This window comes from Fulvivirga sp., assembly GCF_040218215.1.
Lineage (GTDB): Bacteria > Bacteroidota > Bacteroidia > Cytophagales > Cyclobacteriaceae > Fulvivirga.
Genome location: NZ_JAVJQL010000023.1, coordinates 1 through 19274 on the forward strand (window position 1 = coordinate 1; position 19274 = coordinate 19274).

Consider the following 19274-nt stretch of genomic DNA (forward strand, 5'->3'; position numbering starts at 1 on the left):
GTCACCATCAGGGTCATAGGCGCCAGGATTATGGTAAAAGGCCACGTTAGGGCATGCCCTGTCAATTGGTGGAATGAGTAGCACAGGCGTGTTGTTGCAGCCTAAAAAACTATCTATATTGATTTCCGTCTCTATGTAAAAAGGTGTATCAATTGAATTACCATTTTCTATATTTAACACACCGTCATTACGATTTGATTCCACATAGCTAATAGTAAACTTGCCCGTAGAGCCATAAGTATGTCGAATAGTAAATGCAACTTTAGAGACATCCAAACCCAAATCCTCGTTAAAGGTTTCACTTCTTGTGGTGCCATCTTCGTTATAAAAAAGATGAGTGTTATTTGGAATTTCATTGGGTAAGCGAAAAAATTCATCCGGATCATTTTCATCACCAAACCTTAGCTCACCACTTCCAAATTTTGCATTACCAGTTTTGCTATCTGTATAGACAATAATTGTAATATCAAAAGCTAACCCACTGCAGTTGACCCTTTTAACAATAATTTCACCTGCACGTAAATGGGTGGCATTTACCTGGGTCGAAATGCCCAAAGCAGCAAGCAGCACAGCCGCAAAAATTAATCTAATGTGTCTCAATCTTTTTTTCTTATAATTCTAATTATAATACTTGTCTGATTTCTGATTCGATATTTGACTACTAAAAATAATCAATAAGTCACAAACGACCTTTATTTTTCCTGAGTATAGCAAAAATCATGCTCAATGATAACTATTTTTGATACTTCATAAATTTCAAGAATGAGAGTAATCAAAGAAATCAATAAACCCAACTATCGGATAACCGTTTTCAACTGGAACGGCAAATATCTTATCAAATTTGAACAGGGTGATTTGGAACAAACCTTCAAAATTTCTGAATTCGATGTGGCCAATGAGGAAGACATTTATGCTTTGTTAACCGATGATTTTAACAATGAGGTGGTGAAAAATTTCAGATCAATGAATGATATAATCAATAAGCATTTCGAACCGTTATGACCTTCAATCAAGATGAAGAATTAATTGCAAAATGCTTTTTAGATAAAGAAGGTGATGATAAAAACATAAGCTATCTAACTTCAACAAGCCTGCATGTTATTTTAAATAATAAGACTTATTCATTTTTCAACTACTGGATAAAGAATATTGGATTCAAACAGAAGAAATTCCTCATTCCAATAGTGTTGGGTGGAATAGCCGGGCCATTAGCTGCATTGGGCCTGTTTCAATACTACTTAAACCACTGGGTAATGTTGAGCATCATGATGGCAGCCATATTCTCTATCTATTATGGCATTGAAGGTGGACTGGCACTTTGCATTGAAACTCCCATCAAGGAATATGATTTATTTATAAAGAAAACAACTCCACAACTAAAGGCATTTATTGCATTTGTTAGCAGCTCTTTATCAGGTAATGAAATTGGGTTTTACTTTAAGATCGGCAATCAAGACTGGGATGAAGCCAATAGTTTAGGATATTATGTGCCCCCATCAAGGGGTATTATACTTAGTAATAGCAAGCCTTCTAAAGAAGAAGGAAAAGTAATTTTAGAAATATTACCTAAGGAATTGACTTTTGAGATTAAATATAAGCTTGATAAGAATGAAAAATTAGTGCCTGTGGTCTATGAAAAAATTCCTTTAGGTCAAATAAAAAAAATCGGTTAACCCTATTCACTTCTTTCTGTTATCTTTGACGTTCTAACTTATTCTAGATGAAGCCTAAAGGCACCGAAAAGAAAAAGAAAAAAACCTTCAAACCCATTCTTTCTGGCACTCAGGAGTGGCCTGTTGTTCAATTAAGCAAAAACAGAAAGCTGTTTATTGAGAAGGTTGTAGATGAAGCCTTTTCAAAAATTATAGCCGCTAATCCTAAAAGAAACGAACTTAGAGAGGAACTAGAAACTACACTCTATCGAGAACAGCTCAGGATCAGGCAAAACCCCTGGAAGGTTGATCCCGAGGATGAGAAAAGGTTTTGGAATAAAATAAAAGATGAACTAGTAGACCTAGTAGGCAATGGCAACCATCGCGAAAAGGAAGAAGAGCTTCTAAAAAAGATTTTACATCGGTATGCAGATGAAATAGCAGGGAATTTCAGAAAAAGCAGGTATCGACTCGCAAGGGAAATTATAAAATTTGGCTTTGCCCGACTGCTAAATGCCACAAGGGTAAAAAGGTTTGGAGCATTTTTCAGAAATGAATATTCTTTAAATGACAAAATACAGATAGTAGGAAAAGCCAAACAAGTTAGGAAGCTTGCTAAGATTGGTACCGTAGTAATGGTACCTACTCATTTCAGCAATCTTGATTCTATTCTTATAGGGTGGATAATTCATGTTTTAGGCTTACCGGCCTTTATTTACGGTGCAGGCCTTAACCTGTTTAACATTAAGATATTAGCCTATTTTATGAATAGCCTTGGGGCTTATAAAGTAGATAGAAGAAAGAAGAATCCTATTTATTTAGAAGCATTGAAAACCTATTCCAATCTTGCTATTCAGGAAGGTGCCCATAGCCTTTTCTTTCCAGGAGGTACACGATCCAGATCCGGACAAATTGAATCTTCACTTAAACTGGGTTTATTAGGTACGGCAATGGAAGCCCAACGTAAGATTTTTATGGATCACCCTAATAAGGACGGAAAGAAGATATTTATAGTACCCGTTACCATAAACTACAATTTTGTGCTTGAGGCTCCCATCTTGATCAATGAATATTTGGCAAGTAAGGGGCAGGAAAGATACTATGTAGAAAGTGATGCCTATTCTTCTTCTTATAACATGATCAAGTTTATGATCAAATTCTTCACCAAAGGCTCTGATATATCTGTTTCTATTGGTCGTGGCATGGATCTGCTCGGAAACTACGTTGACGACAAAGGAAATAGTATCGACAAGCATGGCAGGTTTATTGATACACGTGACTACTTTATGAGCAATGGGCAGCTCACTGCTGATCTTCAAAGGGAAGAGGAATATACTGTTCGTCTCTCAAAAACAATAGTTAAAGAATATCATAGAATTAACAGGGTCTTCGCCAGTCATCTGGTGGCATTTGTGGCGTTCCAAATTTGGAGGAAAAGGTTTGAAAAGCTCGACCTTTATGACTTTTTAAGGCTACCAGAGGAAGATCTTTACATAAGTTACGATGAATTTTATAAGTCATTTAGTAAAATAAGACAAGAGGTTTTCAAGCTTAAGAAAAAGAAGAAAGTTAATATAGCGGCACATTTAAAAAACCCTATAGATGAAGCCATAAAATTTGGTATTGACAATGTTGGCATGTATCACAGCAGAAGGCCGCTGCTCTTGAACAAAAACAAACAAATCATCACCAAAGATTTAAGTACGCTGTATTATTATCACAACAGAATGGATGGTTATGACCTCGAAAAATACATCTAAAAAGCCCGTTGGGGTTATTGGTGCCGGGAGTTTTGGTATGGCCATAGCGAACATACTTGCACAAAATAGTGAGGTATTGCTCTATGCTAGAGACCCGGAAGTTATTAATAAAATTGCGACAAATAAGGAGCATCGTGGTCAAAAAGTGCATACCAACATTACTGCTACTGGCGACTTAAGTTACATTGCAAATACGTGCGATATACTTTTCCCAATTGTGCCTTCGTCTGCATTTCGGGAGATGATGCAGCAGCTTTCACCCTACCTTCATCCATACCACATTCTTATCCATGGCACAAAAGGTTTGGATATAGAATTAGGAGAAGGGGAAACCTTGGACAACATAAAAATATTGAATAGAGAGAATGTAAAAACCATGAGTGAGGTCATCATGGACGAAAGTGTTGTGATAAGAGTAGGGTGTCTTGCGGGACCAAATTTAGCCAAAGAGCTGGCTGCGGGACAACCGGCCGCTACGGTTGTTGCCAGTCATTATAATGAGGTAATAGAAGCTGGCCAACATTTATTAAGGAATGACTTTTTTCAGGTTTATGGCAATCAGGATTTGATCGGTATTGAACTTGCAGGTGTACTCAAAAACATTATTGCCATAGCTTCTGGAATACTCAGTGGACTTAACCTTGGAGAAAATGCCAAGGGTCTTTTGATTAGTCGCGGTATGATTGAGATGATTTACTTAGGCAAAGCCATGGGAGGAGATGTTGAAGCCTTTGTAGGGCTGGCAGGAATAGGAGATTTGGTAGCTACATGCAACAGTACACTTAGTCGTAACTTTACTGTTGGAAATAGACTCGCCAAAGGGGAAACTCTAACTGACATCATCGCTAGCATGGATGAAGTTGCTGAAGGAGTTAACACCATTAAAATAGCCAAAAAGATAATTGACTACCATAAAGTAAGAGCTCCAATAACTGAAGCCCTTTATGAGGTTTTATTTGAAGGTCTTCCTGTAGAAAAGGCAATCCAGCTCTTAATGAGATATCCTTACAATGTAGATATTGATTTCCTTTAAAACGCAGCTTTGATTTTCTCAGCTACATCAGCCAGTTCATTAGCTGACGGATTTAGTTTTGGCCTTGAAAAATTGATATCATCCATAATATTTAATGGCACCAAATGAACGTGGGTGTGAGGCACCTCTAAGCCAATTACTGCCACTCCCACCCTCTTGCATGGTACAGCAGCCTTCACAGCTTTGGACACTTTTTTAGCAAAAGTTATTAAGCCCTGCAACTCCGAATCTTCGAGGTCAAAAATGTAGTCAACTTCCTTCTTTGGAACTACAAGGCAATGTCCCAACACTAATGGATTAATATCTAAGAAACTTATAAAGTTATCATCCTCGGCTATGATATAGCCTGGAATTTCCCTATTAATAATTTTGGTAAATATTGAGCTCATCAGATTCCTATTTCAATGATTTCAAATTCTATATCTCCGCCCGGTGTTTGAATTTTAGCTTTGTCTCCAGCCTTTTTGCCCAACAAACCTTTACCAATAGGCGACTGTACAGAAATTTTACTTGCTTTTAAATCTGCTTCCTCTTCAGAAACCAGTGTATATGAGAAAGTAGCTCCGTTCTTATTATTCTTGATTTTTACCTTTGAAAGTATTGATACTTTAGAAGTGTCAATTGTACTTTCATCCAATACTCTGGCATTTCCCACAACTTCTTCAAGTTGAGCAATTTTAGCTTCTAAATGTCCCTGGGCATCTTTTGCAGCATCATACTCCGCATTCTCACTCAAATCGCCCTTATCTCTTGCTTCCGCTATTTGCTTAGCTATATTCGATCTTCCCTTAGTCTTCAGCTCATTAAGCTCATTCTTCAACTTATCTAAACCTTCTTTGGTATAGTATGCAATGTTTCCCATAAAAATATATTTCGCTATAAAAACAAATAAACGGCCACAGAGTAACCGTTTTTTCTATTATTTATCCATTTGAATTACAAATGTAATTGATTCTGACTGAATGCCAAAAACCTATTTGCCTACAAGCTCTGGAATATTAGTCTTGATTTGATTTAGTATTTCTTCATCAAACTGTGCCAAATACAACGTTTTGGCCTTGGTCAATTGTTCCAAGGTAAGTCCTTTTGCCCCTCTCAAATCTGCTTTATATAAACTGGCATTTTCAAAATCAGCTCCAGTCAGATAACAACCTCTTAGGTTCGATTCCATCAAAAAGGCATTCTTAAAATTAGACTTAATTAAGAAGGCATTTTCCAGTTGAGCCTTGATTAAATAAGCGTCTTTAAAATTGGCACCACTGGCATAGGCTCCTTTCAAATTGGCCTGATTTAAATTTGAATTTTCAAGATTGGTCTGATTCAGTCTTGTATTTTGCAAGTTAGTCTCTATTAAAAAGGCATTGGAAATATCTGACGAATTTAAATTGGAACCACCAAGATTAACATAATTCAAATTTGTTCTTGAAAGATGGCAGTTAACCAGGTTAATTTCATTAATGCCATGTCTGTTAAGCCTTTTAATATTACCTACTGTTCTAAAAGCCGCTTCTTCAGATTCCCACAATCGGAAGTCATCAATCTCATCTTTATAAGTCCTTATTCGCTGGCGTACCTCACCATTTTTATTTAACCAAAAGATGAGGATACCAATAACTGCAATATCGAAAAGCATACCGTGAGCCTCTGCCATAACCTGAGCAAAGAATAGGTCAAAATCCTCAAGGTAGTATTTCAGACTGAAGCTAAGTACGATAACGGCAAGTATAGCAAGGACAATAGAAGAAGTGAGAATAGGTTTCTCTATAATCGAGTTGATGTACTCCTCTAACTTCTTTTTCTTATTCTCCTTAATCATTAGTGTTTATCCGGAACGGCCAATAATCTATATTACTAAAAATGAAGAACATATTAAAGCGTAATTTAAATTATGAACTACATATAATTTACTTTCAATCATTTAAGCAGAAATTTCAGTTTTCAATTTGTCCACCAAAACCTCATTTATTCGTTGATAAGATTCATATGACCATCCTGCTACATGTGGTGTCAGGATCACATTATCAAAGGAACTTAGCTTATCGAATGTTATTTTTTGATTTTCAGTAAAGGTATTCAATTTTTCATTCTCAATTACATCAAGTGCCGCTCCCAACATTCTTTTAGAAGATAAGTGATGTATGATTGCCTCTAAAGATGCAACTTCCCCACGTGATGTGTTTATGAACCATATTGGTTTTTTAAATTTTGATAGAAATTCATCATCTATCATAAATCTGGTTTCTTCTGTCAACGGAACATGAACACTTAGAACATCAGCTTCCTCAAATATCTCACTTAGTTCCACCTGCTCTATTCCTTCACAACTTATACCATTCTTATATTTATCGTAAACTATTACCCGGCACCCAAAATGGACGATTTTACTTGCAAAGGCTTCCCCCATAAACCCATAGCCTATTAGGCCTATTGTCTTACCTAGAATCTCATGACCACGGTTTCCTTCTCTATCCCATAGCATTGCTTTTACTTCTTTGTCAGACTTTACAATATTATTTAGAAGTGAAAAAAGCAAACCAACAGTATGCTCAGCCAAGGCATTTCTATTACCTTCCGGTGCATTAACAATTTTTATCGCCCTTGATTCTATGTAATCCACGTCCAAATTGTCAATGCCAGCACCAGCCCTACAGATATATTTTAAATTATCTGCGTACTTCAGTAACTCCTTATTGACAAACACCTTGCTTCTAACCACAACCCCGTCATAACCAGCTAATTTTTGAGCAACATCCTCTTTTTTAATATTAGGCTTATAATCACCTTTAATTCCAATGCTGTTAAGTAATGGAATAAGACTGCTGTGCATCTCATCTATTATTAGGAAATTCAAAATTTGAAGTGTTTAAAGTAGTAGATGAACAATATAAAAATAAATAGCCAGACCAAGCAGGTCATTAGTTGTAGTTATAAACGGGCCAGAAGCCAAAGCTGGGTTAAATCCCAGTTTATTAAGCAGTAGCGGTGTAACCGTTCCAAGAAATGAAGCTATTAAAACAACAAAAAAAAGGGCAAGTGAAACAACAAACGACAATGTATTCGGCCCTCCAGTAATTATATTAAACCCGTAAACCAAACTTGCCAGCACAAGTCCATTAATTAGGGCAACCAAAAACACTTTAAGGAGTCTTCTTATCATCCCACCGCTAAAAGCTGATGGGTTAGCTAGACTTTGAACAACAATGGAAGAAGATTGAATTCCAACATTTCCACCTGTTGCCTGAATAAGTGGAATGAAAAATGCTATAGCAGTGATTCTTAATAATTCCTTCTCAAAAACACCTATAAACTTAGCACTAATAAAACCACCCAACACCCCAACGATAAGCCATGGTAGTCTTGCTTTTGTTAAATCCCAAATGCTGTCATCTTCTTCAACATCACCGGCAATACCTGACATCATCTGTCTTTCTTCGTCAGCCTGCTCAGTAATAACATCTACAATATCATCAATAGTAATTCGTCCCAGCAATTTATTCTGAACATTTACAACAGGTACCGCCTCAAGGTCATATTTACGCATGATCTGAGCAACCTCTTCTTCTGACAAATAGGTTTCAACAGTTACCAGGTCCGATTCATAAATATCAGATATCAAAGTATTGTCTTCAGCCAGAATAATCCGTTTCAACGAAACTCTTCCCAACAAACAGTCCTTATCATCAACAACATATACGGAGTATAACTTCTGCACATGCTCTGCCTGCTTTCTGATTTGCTCAATACACTGAATAACAGTCCAGTTAACATTTGCTTTGACAAGCTCTTTGGCCATTAGACCACCGGCAACATCCTCGTCATAACGAAGCAGATCCAAGATATTAGCCTCCTTCTCTGAGTTGTCAATACCTGCCAGAACCTCTTCCCTTTCTTTAATTGGGAGTTCATTAAGAATATCAACAGCATCATCAGAATCAAGGTGATTGACTATCTCAGATATTTCCTGAGTTTGGAAAGACCGAAGGAACTTCTCCCTTACATCTTCATCAAGATCATTGATTATCTCTGCTCTTAATTCAGGGGTTAAAACATCTAATACATACTTAGAGTCTTCAGAATTAAACTCATAAAGCAATGTGGAAATGTCAGCAGGCTTGATACCCTCCAGAGATTGTACAATGAAGTTAACATCCTTCTCACTAAGTGCCTGTTGAAAGCGCTCACGAAATTCGTTAGTTAGTTCAAATTGAATTAATTGCTCCACTTTGTTATTTCATTGGTAAGGCCTACAAATTCATTAACAGATAATGTCTCAGCCCTTCTATTCAGTAATTCCAGCTCAGTAATCTGTAGGGGCAAACTTAGAGGTTTTAATGCGTTGCGCAATGTTTTACGTCTGCTTTGAAACCCTTGCTTAATAACCTTCTTAAACAGCACTTCATCACAGTCTAATTTCGCAACATTATTGCGCCTTAGGCGTATTACACCCGACCTGACTTTAGGCGGTGGGTCGAATACATGTGCCTCTACATCGAAAAGATAATCGAAATCATAATAAGCCTGAAGTAACACACTTAAGATGCCATAATCTTTATTGCCAGGAGGCGAAGCCAGCCTTTTGGCTACCTCATATTGTAGCATGCAAACAACAGTATTAACCCTGTTTTTATTTTCCAGTACTTTAAAAAAAATTTGAGATGAAATATTGTAAGGAAAATTGCCAATTATATCAAACTTATCAGTTTTAATATAGTCAAGTTTTTTATGTAAGAAGTCTCCATAATGTATGCGGGATGAAAGATGAGGGAACTTCTTGATTAAAAAATCTATAGACTCCTTATCCAGGTCAATAAGAGTCAGTTGATCTGGATAGCTTTCAATAAGGTATTTTGTAAGCACTCCAGTACCAGGTCCTATTTCCAGGATATCTGCTTTAGGATCTGTATCAGAAAGCGCCCTGACAATATCTGAAGCAATCAGTTCATCAGTCAAAAAATGTTGTCCCAGATGTTTCTTGGCTCTTACCATCCATTTTCATTAATTAGAAAATACTTTAACTTGCACCACTATTAAGAGAAGTGAAAAAGCTTTACAAAATAGCCAGTAAAGTTATTAAAAATAATGAGCAGTCATTCAACAGCTATGGATAAACCCAAAATAGGTATAACGATAGGAGATATTAACGGGATTGGCCCCGAGGTGATAATCAAAGCCTTAAATGACAATCGTATTCTTAATTATATGACACCTGTCATTTATGGTTCTACCAAGGCCATTTCATATTACAGAAAAGCATTTGATTTAGATGATTTCAATTACACACATTACAGAGATAATAAATTCACCAACAGCAAAATAAATATTGTCAATTGTTGGGATGAAATGATAGAAATCAATGCGGGCAGCGTGACACCTGAGGTTGGTACAGCTTCCTTTAAAGCTTTGCAAAAAGCTGTAGAGCATTTGAAAGAGGGACTTATTGATGCAGTAGTTACAGCGCCTATAAATAAGAATAATATTCAGTCCGAAGATTTTAAATTTGCCGGTCACACAGAGTACTTCACCGAAAACTTTAATGGCAAAGACAGTCTAATGTTCCTGGCAAGCGAAGACCTTAAAGTTGGTGTCGTTACGGGTCACATTCCACTAAAAGATGTTAGTCAAAGCATTACCAAGGAATTGATCATTAAAAAACTAAAAATCATGGAGGAGTCACTTCGTCTTGATTTTGGGATTTCTAAGCCAAGGATAGCTGTTTTAGGGCTCAACCCCCATGCCGGTGAAGAAGGGCTTTTAGGATCTGAAGATGGCAACGTGATAAAGCCTGCCCTTGACGAGCTGAAAAATAAAGGTAAGCTAATTTTTGGCCCATATCCGGCAGATGGCTTTTTTGGCAAAGGAGAATATAAAAAGTTTGATGCGGTATTAGCAATGTATCATGATCAGGGTTTAATACCATTCAAGACCCTGGCATTTAATAATGGTGTGAACTTTACCGCAGGCTTATCTATTATAAGAACATCTCCGGATCATGGCACCGCTTATGACATAGCTGGAAAGAATGTAGCCAATGAAAGCTCCATGAGAGAGGCTATATTTATGGCATATGATATTTTCAAAAACCGCTCAGAGCAGAAAAAAGAGAGCTGAGGCGCTATTATTTACCATATATATGCTATTCTTACCGCTATTACTAAATTATTTACAAATCTTTTAACTTTACCCACAAGGTTTAGAGAAATGGATATAATCACCCGGAAACAACTTAATATACTCATACAGCTTGCTGTTTCGGACAAGCATTTTTCAAATCTTGAACGTGACAGAATATATGAGATAGCTCGTAAAAAAGGTTTTCCCCAAAGTGATGTAAAGGAGCTTATACTACATCCAGAGCCTATAGGCACGTTTGGCGCATTGTCCGACAATCAAAAATTTGAATACCTTTTTGCCTGCATTGATCTAATGTTAATTGATCAAAAGATATTTGATGCAGAATTAAATTTCTGTAAAGACATAGCCATAAAGCTTGGCTTTAAGAAAGACGTTGTTGAGTTTATGAGAGACGAGATTTACAAACATCAAAGGGATGATCTTCAGAAGATGGTATTAAATGAATACACTTAATACCCATTACATTCAAAAAGCTTAGAAGTTATCTTTTAATATTCAGATTTATCTTATTAACTTTGCACCCTAATTTGGAGAGAGGCTATGCGTGTGCTAGACAGATTCAACATTGACATCTACAAACTTAGTAATGCTACTCATCAATACGATTTCGAATTTGATGATACATTGTTTGGCGAATTTGAAGACAGTTTTGTTGATAAAGGAAAAGGCAAAGTAAAAGTAACTCTTGAAAAAAACGAATCGTTCATAAAGTTGACGATGACAATAGATGGAAGCATCGAACTCCAGTGCGACAGAAGCCTGGATTTGTTTGACTTTCCTCTACATATTGAAACAAGTATCATCTTCAAGTACGGAGAAGAAGAGCAGGAATTAGATGACGAGATTGTAATTATTACTCGTGATCGACAACGCATAAATCTGGCTCAGTACATATACGAATTCATTGGCCTTGAAGTACCAATGAAGAAGTTGCACCCAAGATTTGAAGATGAAACTGGTGACGATGAATTGATATACAGTAGCGAAAAAGACAATGATGAAGGTGAAAACAAAAGTACTGATATCGATCCTCGTTGGGAAAAATTAAAAAAATTGAAATAAAAAATTAAATTAAAATAGAATACGATGGCTCATCCTAAGCGAAAAATCTCAAAATCGAGAAGAGACAAAAGAAGAACTCATTACAAAGCTGAGGCTAAGACTCTTGCTGTTTGCCCTACAACCGGGGAGTTTCACTTACCACACAGAGCATTCTGGTTAGAAGGAAAACTTTACTACAAAGGTAAAGTTGTAATGGAGAAAGAAGTTCTAGCATAAGCTTTAGCTTATGAAGATTGCACTAGATGCAATGGGCGGTGACTTTGCCCCTGACTGTACTGTTCAGGGAGCGGCTCTTGCTGCCCAAGAATTACCAGATGGCACCTCTATCGTTCTGGTAGGCCAAGAAGATGTTATAAACGCCAAGCTCAAAGAGTATAATATCACCTCTGATAAATTAGAAGTTTATCATGCGGATGAAATTATTGAGATGGGTGAGCACCCAACAAAGGCATTATCACAAAAACCCAACTCCAGCATAGGTGTTGGGTTTGGTTTGTTAAGGGCTGGGGCAGTAAAAGCATTTTCAAGTGCTGGAAATACTGGCGCTATGCATGTTGGCGCTATGTTTACCATAAGGGCTGTCGAAGGCGTAATTCGCCCTGGTATTGCGGGGTTTATGCCTAAGGAAGATGGCGGTTTTGGTGTAATTATGGATGTAGGTGCTAATGCCGACTGCAAACCAGATGTGCTGTTGCAGTTCGGGCAGATAGGTGCACTATATGCTAAACACGTATTCGAAATTGACAACCCTAAAGTTGGGCTAATGAACTTAGGAGAAGAGGAACAGAAAGGAACTCTTCTGACTCAAGCCGCTTATCAACTTTTCAAGATAACCAAAGGCATAAATTTCATTGGAAACATTGAGGGTCGTGATTTATTCAACGACAAAGCTGATGTTATTGTGTGTGACGGGTTTACAGGAAATGTCATTCTCAAAATGGCCGAATCATTTTTTGATCTACTTCAGGCCAGAAAAATAAAAGATTCTTATTTCGACAGGTTTAATTATGAAGCTATTGGCGGAAGTCCTATCTTGGGCGTCAATGGCAACGTGGTCATTGGTCATGGAGTTTCTAGCCCTATGGCAATTAAGAATATGCTTTTGCTATCATTAAAAATGGCAGAATCGAATATTCACCTGAAGATTAAAGAAAAATTTGAAGAATAAAATTTAAACTATGGCTAAAATAAAAGCCGCAATCACGGGTGTGCATGGCTATGTACCCGAATATGTTCTTACTAACCAGGAGTTAGAGACAATGGTCGAAACTAACGATGAATGGATCACTTCAAGAACAGGAATCAAAGAAAGAAGAATATTAAAAGGCGAAGGTAAAGGCACATCAATCATAGGGATTGAGGCTGCAAAAGGTCTTCTTGAAAAAACCAATACCAATCCTGAGGATATAGACTTGGTAATCTTCGCTACCATAACACCCGACATGGTGTTCCCAGCTACTGCCAATCTGGTCTCAGCAGCTATAGGTGCTACCAATGCATTTAGTTTTGATATGGGGGCAGCATGTTCAGGTTTTATATATGCATTAACAACGGGCACTCAATTTATTGAGTCGGGCACGTACAAAAAAGTTTTGGTGCTTGGTGCAGATAAAATGTCTTCTATCATAGACTACACTGACAGAACAACCTGTATCATTTTTGGTGATGGTGGTGGAGCTGTCTTATTAGAACCTAGCACCGATGAGAACGGTATTATAGATGCTATTCACAAAAGTGACGGTACAGGGGCTGAATTTTTAAAAATGAAAGCCGGGGGAAGCGCATATCCAGCTACTCACGAAACTGTAGACGCCAAAGAGCACTATGCACGTCAGGACGGTGCCACTGTTTTCAAATTTGCAGTAACCAATATGGCCGATTACGCTGCCAAAATAATGGAGCGCAATCAGCTAACAGCCGATGATGTGGATTGGTTAGTCCCCCATCAGGCCAATAAGAGAATAATAGACGCCACAGCGAGTAGAATGGGCGTTACAGAAGATAAAGTAATGATGAACATTGATAAGTATGGAAATACTACCAGTGGCACCATTCCTTTATTATTGTGGGATTATGAGAAAAAGTTGAAAAAGGGTGATAACCTTGTTCTTGCCGCCTTTGGAGGTGGTTTTACATGGGGATCGATCTACCTCAAATGGGCTTACGATGCCAAGTAGCAATTGTATTTGTTAAACGTATTAGTAACTTTATTTTTAAATTATAACTCATGGCAACAACAGCCGATTTTAAAAACGGTCTATGTTTAGAATATAACCACGACTTGTATACTATCGTGGAGTTTCAACATGTAAAACCAGGTAAAGGGCCTGCTTTTGTTAGAACAAAATTAAAAAGCCTTACATCAGGCAAAGTAATAGAGAATACTTTCTCAGCAGGGCACAAAGTTGTGACTGCTCGAATAGAAAGAAGACCTCACCAATATTTATACAAAGACGAGCTGGGCTACCATCTAATGGACAGCAGTACTTTTGAACAAACATTTGTTCCTGAAGGCGCAATTGAAAACGCTGACTTAATGAAAGAAGGTCAGGCAGTTGATGTGCTTTATCATGCTGAAAAGGAAGAGGTAATTGGTAGTGAACTTCCCCAATTTGTGGAACTGGTAGTAACCTATACAGAGCCAGGATTAAAAGGTGATACTGCAACAAATGCTACTAAAAAAGCTACATTAGAGACGGAGGCGGAAATAAATGTGCCATTATTTATCAATGAAGGTGACAAAATTAAAATTGAAACTACATCACGCTCTTATTACGAGAGAGTGAAAGAATAATATTGCTAACCACAAGGTCAGTTAATTAGACGCAACAAAATATTGAACGAACCTTATTAAACTTGAACACAAAATGAAAACAAAGGAAATAAGAGATCTCATAGACTTTATATCTGCTACAGGTCTTAACGAAGTAAAGATTGAAACAGAAGAGCTAAAACTATCTATAAAAAGAGAGCCTGATGTACAAAACAGAATCGTTGAGGCAAGTGTAGCTCCGGCTGCAGCTCCGGCACCAGTTGCGGCAGCACCCGCAAACCCGACTCCTACCGCAGCTCCAGCTCCTGCTGAAGCATCTGCATCAAGCAAATATGTTGAGGTTAAATCCCCAATGATTGGAACATTCTACAGATCTCCCAACCCTGACTCCCCTTCATTTGTTAATGTTGGCGATAAGATTGAAAAAGGACAGCCGGTATGTATCATCGAGGCTATGAAGCTTTTCAATGAAATAGAGTCAGAAGTGTCGGGGACAATTGTGAAAGTTGTTGCTGAAAATGCTTCTCCAGTTGAGTATGATCAAGTACTATTCTTGGTTGACCCTTCATAATTTTTCGATCTGAAAAAGATCCTATTTAAACATCGGTAACCTTTAAATTCGAAAGATTGTGTTTAAAAAAATATTAATAGCCAATAGAGGCGAAATTGCACTTAGGATAATCCGTACCTGTCGTGAGATGGGCATCAAAACAGTAGCTGTATACTCTACTGCCGACAAGGAAAGTTTGCACGTTAGGTTTGCAGACGAAGCAGTCTGCATAGGTAAAGCTCCCAGTAAGGATTCATACCTGAACATTCCTAATTTAATTGCAGCAGCCGAAATAACCAATGCTGATGCGATACATCCTGGCTATGGTTTTCTATCTGAAAATGCTGAATTCAGTGCTGTCTGTGCTGAATACAATATCAAATTCATCGGTGCCAGCCCTGATATGATCGATAAAATGGGTGACAAGGCCACAGCCAAAGCAACCATGAAAAAGGCAGGTGTGCCTACTATACCTGGTTCGGAAGGGCTTTTAAAGTCTATTGAAGAAGGAAAGAAGATCGCTGCCAAAATCAAGTATCCCGTTATACTAAAAGCAACTGCCGGTGGCGGTGGCCGAGGTATGCGTATCGTGAAAGATGAAGCAGGATTTGAGAAGGCATGGAATGATGCTAAACAAGAGTCTGGTGCAGCTTTTGGAAATGACGGATTGTATCTTGAGAAGTTCGTTGAAGAACCAAGACACGTTGAAATACAAATTGTTGGTGACAGAAGAGGTAAAGCTTGTCATTTATCTGAGAGGGATTGCTCTATCCAAAGAAGGCATCAAAAGTTGCTTGAGGAAACACCATCGCCAGTGATGGATACTTTTAAGAAGTTAAGAGATAAAATGGGTGAAGCTGCTGTTAAGGCTGCTGAAGCTATTAAATATGAAGGTGCTGGTACTGTAGAATTCCTTGTTGATAAAAATGGTGACTTCTACTTTATGGAAATGAATACACGTATTCAGGTTGAGCACCCTATCACCGAAGAGGTTACTGATTATGATCTTATTAAAGAGCAAATTAAAGTAGCTGCAGGCATCACTATTTCTGGAAAAAACTACACACCAAACTTATATGCTATGGAGTGTCGAATCAATGCTGAAGATCCTGCAAATGGATTCAGACCTTCTCCAGGAAAAATTACCAACCTCCATATGCCGGGTGGTCACGGTGTAAGAATTGACAGCCATGTTTACGCTGGATACACCATTCCTCCAAATTACGATTCAATGATTGCCAAGCTTATTGTAAGTGGCCAATCAAGAGAAGAAGTAATTACAAGGATGAAAAGGGCCTTGAGTGAGTTCGTTATTGAAGGTATAAAAACAACCATTCCTTTTCACTTGAAGTTAATGGACGACAAGAAATTCCAGTCTGGCCAGTTTACTACATCCTTTATGGAAACTTTCGATATGAGTGGAATTGAGTAAGCATACTTAAAATTATATTCAAAAGCCCTGACTCTGCATCAGGGCTTTTTTGTTATACATCAATACATTGGCGATATATTGCCAATTTTGTAATTTGCCGGTTGTATGAAATATCTCGTTGCACTTCTTTTAGGCTTACCCGTAATGCTCAATGCACAAGCTCCTGATAGGTATTTGTTTGCTGGCGTAAATGCAAATACCTACAAAGGTGATATGGGTGATTTTAATCAATGGAACGCTGGATTTCATGCAGGTATTCAATTCAACAAAAAGAAAAAATTAAACGGAGCAATACAGTTAACTTTTGGCTCTGTTAGTGATCAGCAAAATGTTGAAGAAAATACGCAGATATCACAACCTGCAGGGCCTAACAACTATTTTAAAAGCACCTTTTTTGCTATCAATTATGAGGTTCACTATAATATTATTAAAACCTCAAAATGGCTGCTCTACATCAGCCAGGGTGCTGGATTTATAAGATATACTCCAAAGGACGAATCTGGTAAAAAATTGGAAGATCAGCCAGGCACCAGAGCAGAACAGGAAAGCTATAGAAGCTCTTCTTTGATGCTGCCTTCATCTATTGGTGGAGCTTACTTTCTTAAAAATGAAGTTGGTATAGGCATTCAAACAACTTTCTACAATCCTTTAACTGATTATCTGGACAATATATCTGAACTAGGAGATTCAGGTAATGACAATATATTGAACCTGAAATTTAGCATTTACCTCCCCCTCGCTTTGGCAAATGAAAATTAGACCCTACTCTCCGGATGACAAGCAAATACTGGTAGAACTCCTAAAGCTTAATATTCCTGACTACTTTGCCCCCGAAGAGCTCAATGATTTTGAAGAATATTTAGAGAACCATCTGGAATATTATTATGTAGTAGAAGATAGTCATCATATTGTAGGTGCGGGTGGCATAAACACTACTGACAGAGCAGATACCGTTCGCATTTCATGGGATTTTTTTCATCCTGAATCCCAGGGACATGGTTTTGGTTCTGAATTGTTGAACTACAGAATTGAAACAATAAAAAAGATGAATACCGTGAAGGTCATAGAAGTCAGGACATCCCAATTAGCTTATAAATTCTACCAAAAGTCCGGGTTTGAACTAATGGAAATCAAAAAAGACTTTTGGGCTGCAGGATTTGATCTTTACAAGATGAAACTTTCCACATAGAGATTTACTTTTATTTATCGTTGAACCAACTTATATTGAAAGCGTTAAGTCTGTAATATTCAGGGTTTTATTGATGGAAAATATATCTGCATGGTTAGGAAGGATTAGTCGTTTTGGAGTTAAATCTGAAAATGAAGACGACATTAGCCGTAGGGTTGTATTTTCAAATGTTATTTTCATTTCGCTGCCTGTAGTCTATATCATTTTCATGATTATAGATTTAGAATCGTATTTGATTCCTATTTCACAACTACGCTTCGATCAATTTGTAGTTCCCATTGTAATTTTAATTTGTTTCTGTGGTCTTTATCTTAATAAAAAAGGAATAACTACATTAAGCAGGGTCCTATTTATCATTGTCTGGCCATTACTATTACACCTTATCCCCATCAAACTTCTTTTTTCTCCCTCCGATTATATGTTAGCCTATCCTTTCGGAATAGTTTTTCATGGACTACTCATCCAGCTAATGTTTTCATTTAAACATGAGAAGGTGCTTTTTTCTTTGTTTATGCTTATCAATGCTATAGGAATGATATCCTTTCCTGCATTGCTTGTTTATTTTGACTCTGACAATGACATACCACGGGCTATTGTCAATTACAGATACTACTTCTTCGATGGAATCCTCTATTGGCTATTGTTCAACTTAGTGATATTCTACATTATGCATATTATAGAATCCAATATTCAAAGGATTAATGATGCCAAACTTCTTATAGAAAATCAAAAAGAGGAACTAGATTCTATCAATCAAAACCTTGAGATGCTCATTGAACAGCGCACAAAATCACTGCTGGAGCAAAATAATAAATTACAAAAGCATGCCTTTTTTAATGCGCACTTGTTAAGAGGTCCTTTCTGTAGGATCAAGGGGTTGGTTAACCTTCAAGAGTTGAGTTCAGAAAAAGATGATCTGGATGCTATAAAAGTAAGACTTGAAGAATCATTAGCTGAACTCGATAGTCGACTGCATGAAATTCAAAGGATGGTGGAAACAAATAGTTCGGACATTTAACTAATCCTTCTCTGACTCAATCAACTGCACCAACTCATTATACCACACTTGGCCATATTTTCTGATCAAAGGCTCTTTCAAAAATTTGTAGACCTCTACTCCAAGTTCCTTTCCAAAACCACAGGCCGGACTACAGATATCCCAGCGGTCATAATTTAACGCTTCAAACTCATCATATTTTCTCGCTCTGATCGGGTAAAGGTGACAACTGATAGGTTTTTTAAAATCAGTTTTACCATCAAGATAAGCTTGCTCTATACCGCATTTCAAAATCCCTCTGTTATCGTATATGGCATAAGCACATTCCTTACCACCAATCGTTGTGGTTGAATACTCTCCGTCTTCATCCAGGACGTATTTTCCCTGTTCATTAATTGCCGCTTTGCCTTCTTCAGAAAGGTAAGGCGCCACGGCATCATAAATCTTGTCAAGAATAGGTAATTCATCATTCTCTAAAGGAGCTCCCAGATCACCCTCAACACAACAGGCACCCTTACATTTCTCCAGGTTGCAAACAAAAAACTGCTCCTTGATATCATCAGACAATATTACTTTCCCATGCTCGATCATAACTGCAAAAGTAGGCCTTTTAAATCAATGTTTTAAACCTCGAAGTAACAGGTCTATTGCGAATGATTTTTTCCATTTTAAAATCTCCTCTCCTTTAGAACTT

General features: G+C 37.5%; 23 protein-coding genes and 1 pseudogene. 16 read left to right on the forward strand and 8 right to left on the reverse strand.

From position 1 onward, the window contains the following. Positions 1–600: pseudogene (locus RIB54_RS15780) on the reverse strand (hypothetical protein); the annotation flags it as partial. A 162-nt stretch (positions 601–762) separates the two neighbouring features. On the opposite strand from RIB54_RS15780, the gene RIB54_RS15785 reads away from it, so the two are divergent. From RIB54_RS15785 to RIB54_RS15800, 4 genes are read left to right on the forward strand one after another with little or no spacing between them, the layout of a single operon-like run. Next, the gene (locus RIB54_RS15785; RefSeq protein ID WP_350101790.1) at positions 763–1002 is read left to right on the forward strand and encodes a hypothetical protein; all 240 of its coding nucleotides are present in this window, start codon (positions 763–765) and stop codon (positions 1000–1002) included. Beyond that, complete coding sequence (locus tag RIB54_RS15790; protein WP_350071144.1) at positions 999–1673, forward strand: hypothetical protein; 675 nt, start codon at positions 999–1001, stop codon at positions 1671–1673. Before RIB54_RS15785 ends, RIB54_RS15790 begins: the two co-directional genes overlap by 4 nt. 47 nt (positions 1674–1720) lie before the next feature. Next, on the forward strand, positions 1721–3412 hold the full coding sequence (locus tag RIB54_RS15795) for a 1-acyl-sn-glycerol-3-phosphate acyltransferase (protein WP_350071142.1): 1692 nt from the start codon (positions 1721–1723) through the stop codon (positions 3410–3412). After that, on the forward strand, positions 3390–4445 hold the full coding sequence (locus RIB54_RS15800; RefSeq protein ID WP_350071139.1) for an NAD(P)H-dependent glycerol-3-phosphate dehydrogenase: 1056 nt from the start codon (positions 3390–3392) through the stop codon (positions 4443–4445). The genes RIB54_RS15795 and RIB54_RS15800 overlap by 23 nt, the downstream gene beginning before the upstream one ends. Here RIB54_RS15800 and RIB54_RS15805 read toward each other — a convergent pair. From RIB54_RS15805 to rsmA, 6 genes are all read right to left on the reverse strand, one after another. Beyond that, complete coding sequence (locus RIB54_RS15805) at positions 4442–4834, reverse strand: HIT family protein (protein WP_350101791.1); 393 nt, start codon at positions 4832–4834, stop codon at positions 4442–4444. The genes RIB54_RS15800 and RIB54_RS15805 overlap by 4 nt on opposite strands. Then, positions 4834–5307 (reverse strand): transcription elongation factor GreA, encoded by a 474-nt coding sequence (gene greA / locus RIB54_RS15810; RefSeq protein ID WP_350071133.1) that lies wholly within the window; start codon positions 5305–5307, stop codon positions 4834–4836. The genes RIB54_RS15805 and greA overlap by 1 nt, the downstream gene beginning before the upstream one ends. Before the next feature lie 111 nt (positions 5308–5418). Beyond that, positions 5419–6261, reverse strand: coding sequence for a pentapeptide repeat-containing protein (locus RIB54_RS15815; protein WP_350071130.1), 843 nt, complete (start codon positions 6259–6261; stop codon positions 5419–5421). 102 nt (positions 6262–6363) lie between these two features. After that, complete coding sequence (locus tag RIB54_RS15820) at positions 6364–7296, reverse strand: NAD(P)-dependent oxidoreductase (protein ID WP_350101792.1); 933 nt, start codon at positions 7294–7296, stop codon at positions 6364–6366. 12 nt (positions 7297–7308) lie between these two features. Then, positions 7309–8667 carry a magnesium transporter gene (mgtE, locus tag RIB54_RS15825; RefSeq protein ID WP_350101793.1) on the reverse strand — a complete coding sequence of 453 codons (1359 nt, stop codon included), beginning with the start codon at positions 8665–8667 and terminating at the stop codon, positions 7309–7311. Beyond that, entirely contained in the window at positions 8655–9431 is a 777-nt protein-coding gene (gene rsmA, locus RIB54_RS15830) for a 16S rRNA (adenine(1518)-N(6)/adenine(1519)-N(6))-dimethyltransferase RsmA (protein ID WP_350101794.1), read from the reverse strand. Before rsmA ends, mgtE begins: the two co-directional genes overlap by 13 nt. Positions 9432–9524: 93 nt before the next feature. On the opposite strand from rsmA, the gene pdxA reads away from it, so the two are divergent. The 12 genes from pdxA (at position 9525) to RIB54_RS15890 (ending at position 18601) form a co-directional block, all read left to right on the forward strand. Beyond that, positions 9525–10553, forward strand: coding sequence for a 4-hydroxythreonine-4-phosphate dehydrogenase PdxA (gene pdxA / locus RIB54_RS15835; RefSeq protein ID WP_350101795.1), 1029 nt, complete (start codon positions 9525–9527; stop codon positions 10551–10553). A 90-nt stretch (positions 10554–10643) separates the two neighbouring features. Next, positions 10644–11030, forward strand: coding sequence for a TerB family tellurite resistance protein (locus RIB54_RS15840; RefSeq protein WP_350071117.1), 387 nt, complete (start codon positions 10644–10646; stop codon positions 11028–11030). 87 nt (positions 11031–11117) lie between these two features. Further along, positions 11118–11639 (forward strand): YceD family protein, encoded by a 522-nt coding sequence (locus RIB54_RS15845; protein ID WP_350101796.1) that lies wholly within the window; start codon positions 11118–11120, stop codon positions 11637–11639. Positions 11640–11663: 24 nt separating this feature from the next. Further along, positions 11664–11855 (forward strand): 50S ribosomal protein L32, encoded by a 192-nt coding sequence (rpmF, locus tag RIB54_RS15850; protein WP_155183536.1) that lies wholly within the window; start codon positions 11664–11666, stop codon positions 11853–11855. Positions 11856–11865: 10 nt separating this feature from the next. Beyond that, a complete protein-coding gene (plsX, locus tag RIB54_RS15855; RefSeq protein WP_350071111.1) occupies positions 11866–12807 on the forward strand; it encodes a phosphate acyltransferase PlsX in 942 nt (313 codons plus the stop codon). Positions 12808–12817: 10 nt separating this feature from the next. Further along, on the forward strand, positions 12818–13816 hold the full coding sequence (locus RIB54_RS15860; protein ID WP_350101797.1) for a beta-ketoacyl-ACP synthase III: 999 nt from the start codon (positions 12818–12820) through the stop codon (positions 13814–13816). Between the two features lie 50 nt (positions 13817–13866). Next, on the forward strand, positions 13867–14433 hold the full coding sequence (efp, locus tag RIB54_RS15865) for an elongation factor P (RefSeq protein ID WP_350071105.1): 567 nt from the start codon (positions 13867–13869) through the stop codon (positions 14431–14433). Positions 14434–14506: 73 nt separating this feature from the next. Continuing rightward, a complete protein-coding gene (gene accB / locus RIB54_RS15870; RefSeq protein ID WP_350101798.1) occupies positions 14507–14983 on the forward strand; it encodes an acetyl-CoA carboxylase biotin carboxyl carrier protein in 477 nt (158 codons plus the stop codon). A 58-nt stretch (positions 14984–15041) separates the two neighbouring features. Then, complete coding sequence (gene accC / locus RIB54_RS15875; protein WP_350071099.1) at positions 15042–16394, forward strand: acetyl-CoA carboxylase biotin carboxylase subunit; 1353 nt, start codon at positions 15042–15044, stop codon at positions 16392–16394. Between the two features lie 105 nt (positions 16395–16499). Continuing rightward, positions 16500–17153, forward strand: a complete 654-nt coding sequence (locus RIB54_RS15880; protein ID WP_350101799.1) for a hypothetical protein — start codon at positions 16500–16502, stop codon at positions 17151–17153. Continuing rightward, positions 17143–17583, forward strand: a complete 441-nt coding sequence (locus tag RIB54_RS15885) for a GNAT family N-acetyltransferase (protein WP_350101800.1) — start codon at positions 17143–17145, stop codon at positions 17581–17583. The genes RIB54_RS15880 and RIB54_RS15885 overlap by 11 nt, the downstream gene beginning before the upstream one ends. A gap of 73 nt (positions 17584–17656) precedes the next feature. Continuing rightward, entirely contained in the window at positions 17657–18601 is a 945-nt protein-coding gene (locus RIB54_RS15890) for a hypothetical protein (RefSeq protein ID WP_350101801.1), read from the forward strand. Here the strand turns inward: RIB54_RS15890 and RIB54_RS15895 are convergent, their stop codons facing one another. After that, complete coding sequence (locus RIB54_RS15895; RefSeq protein WP_350101802.1) at positions 18602–19171, reverse strand: DUF3109 family protein; 570 nt, start codon at positions 19169–19171, stop codon at positions 18602–18604. It lies immediately after the preceding gene. Positions 19172–19274 lie beyond the last annotated feature (103 nt).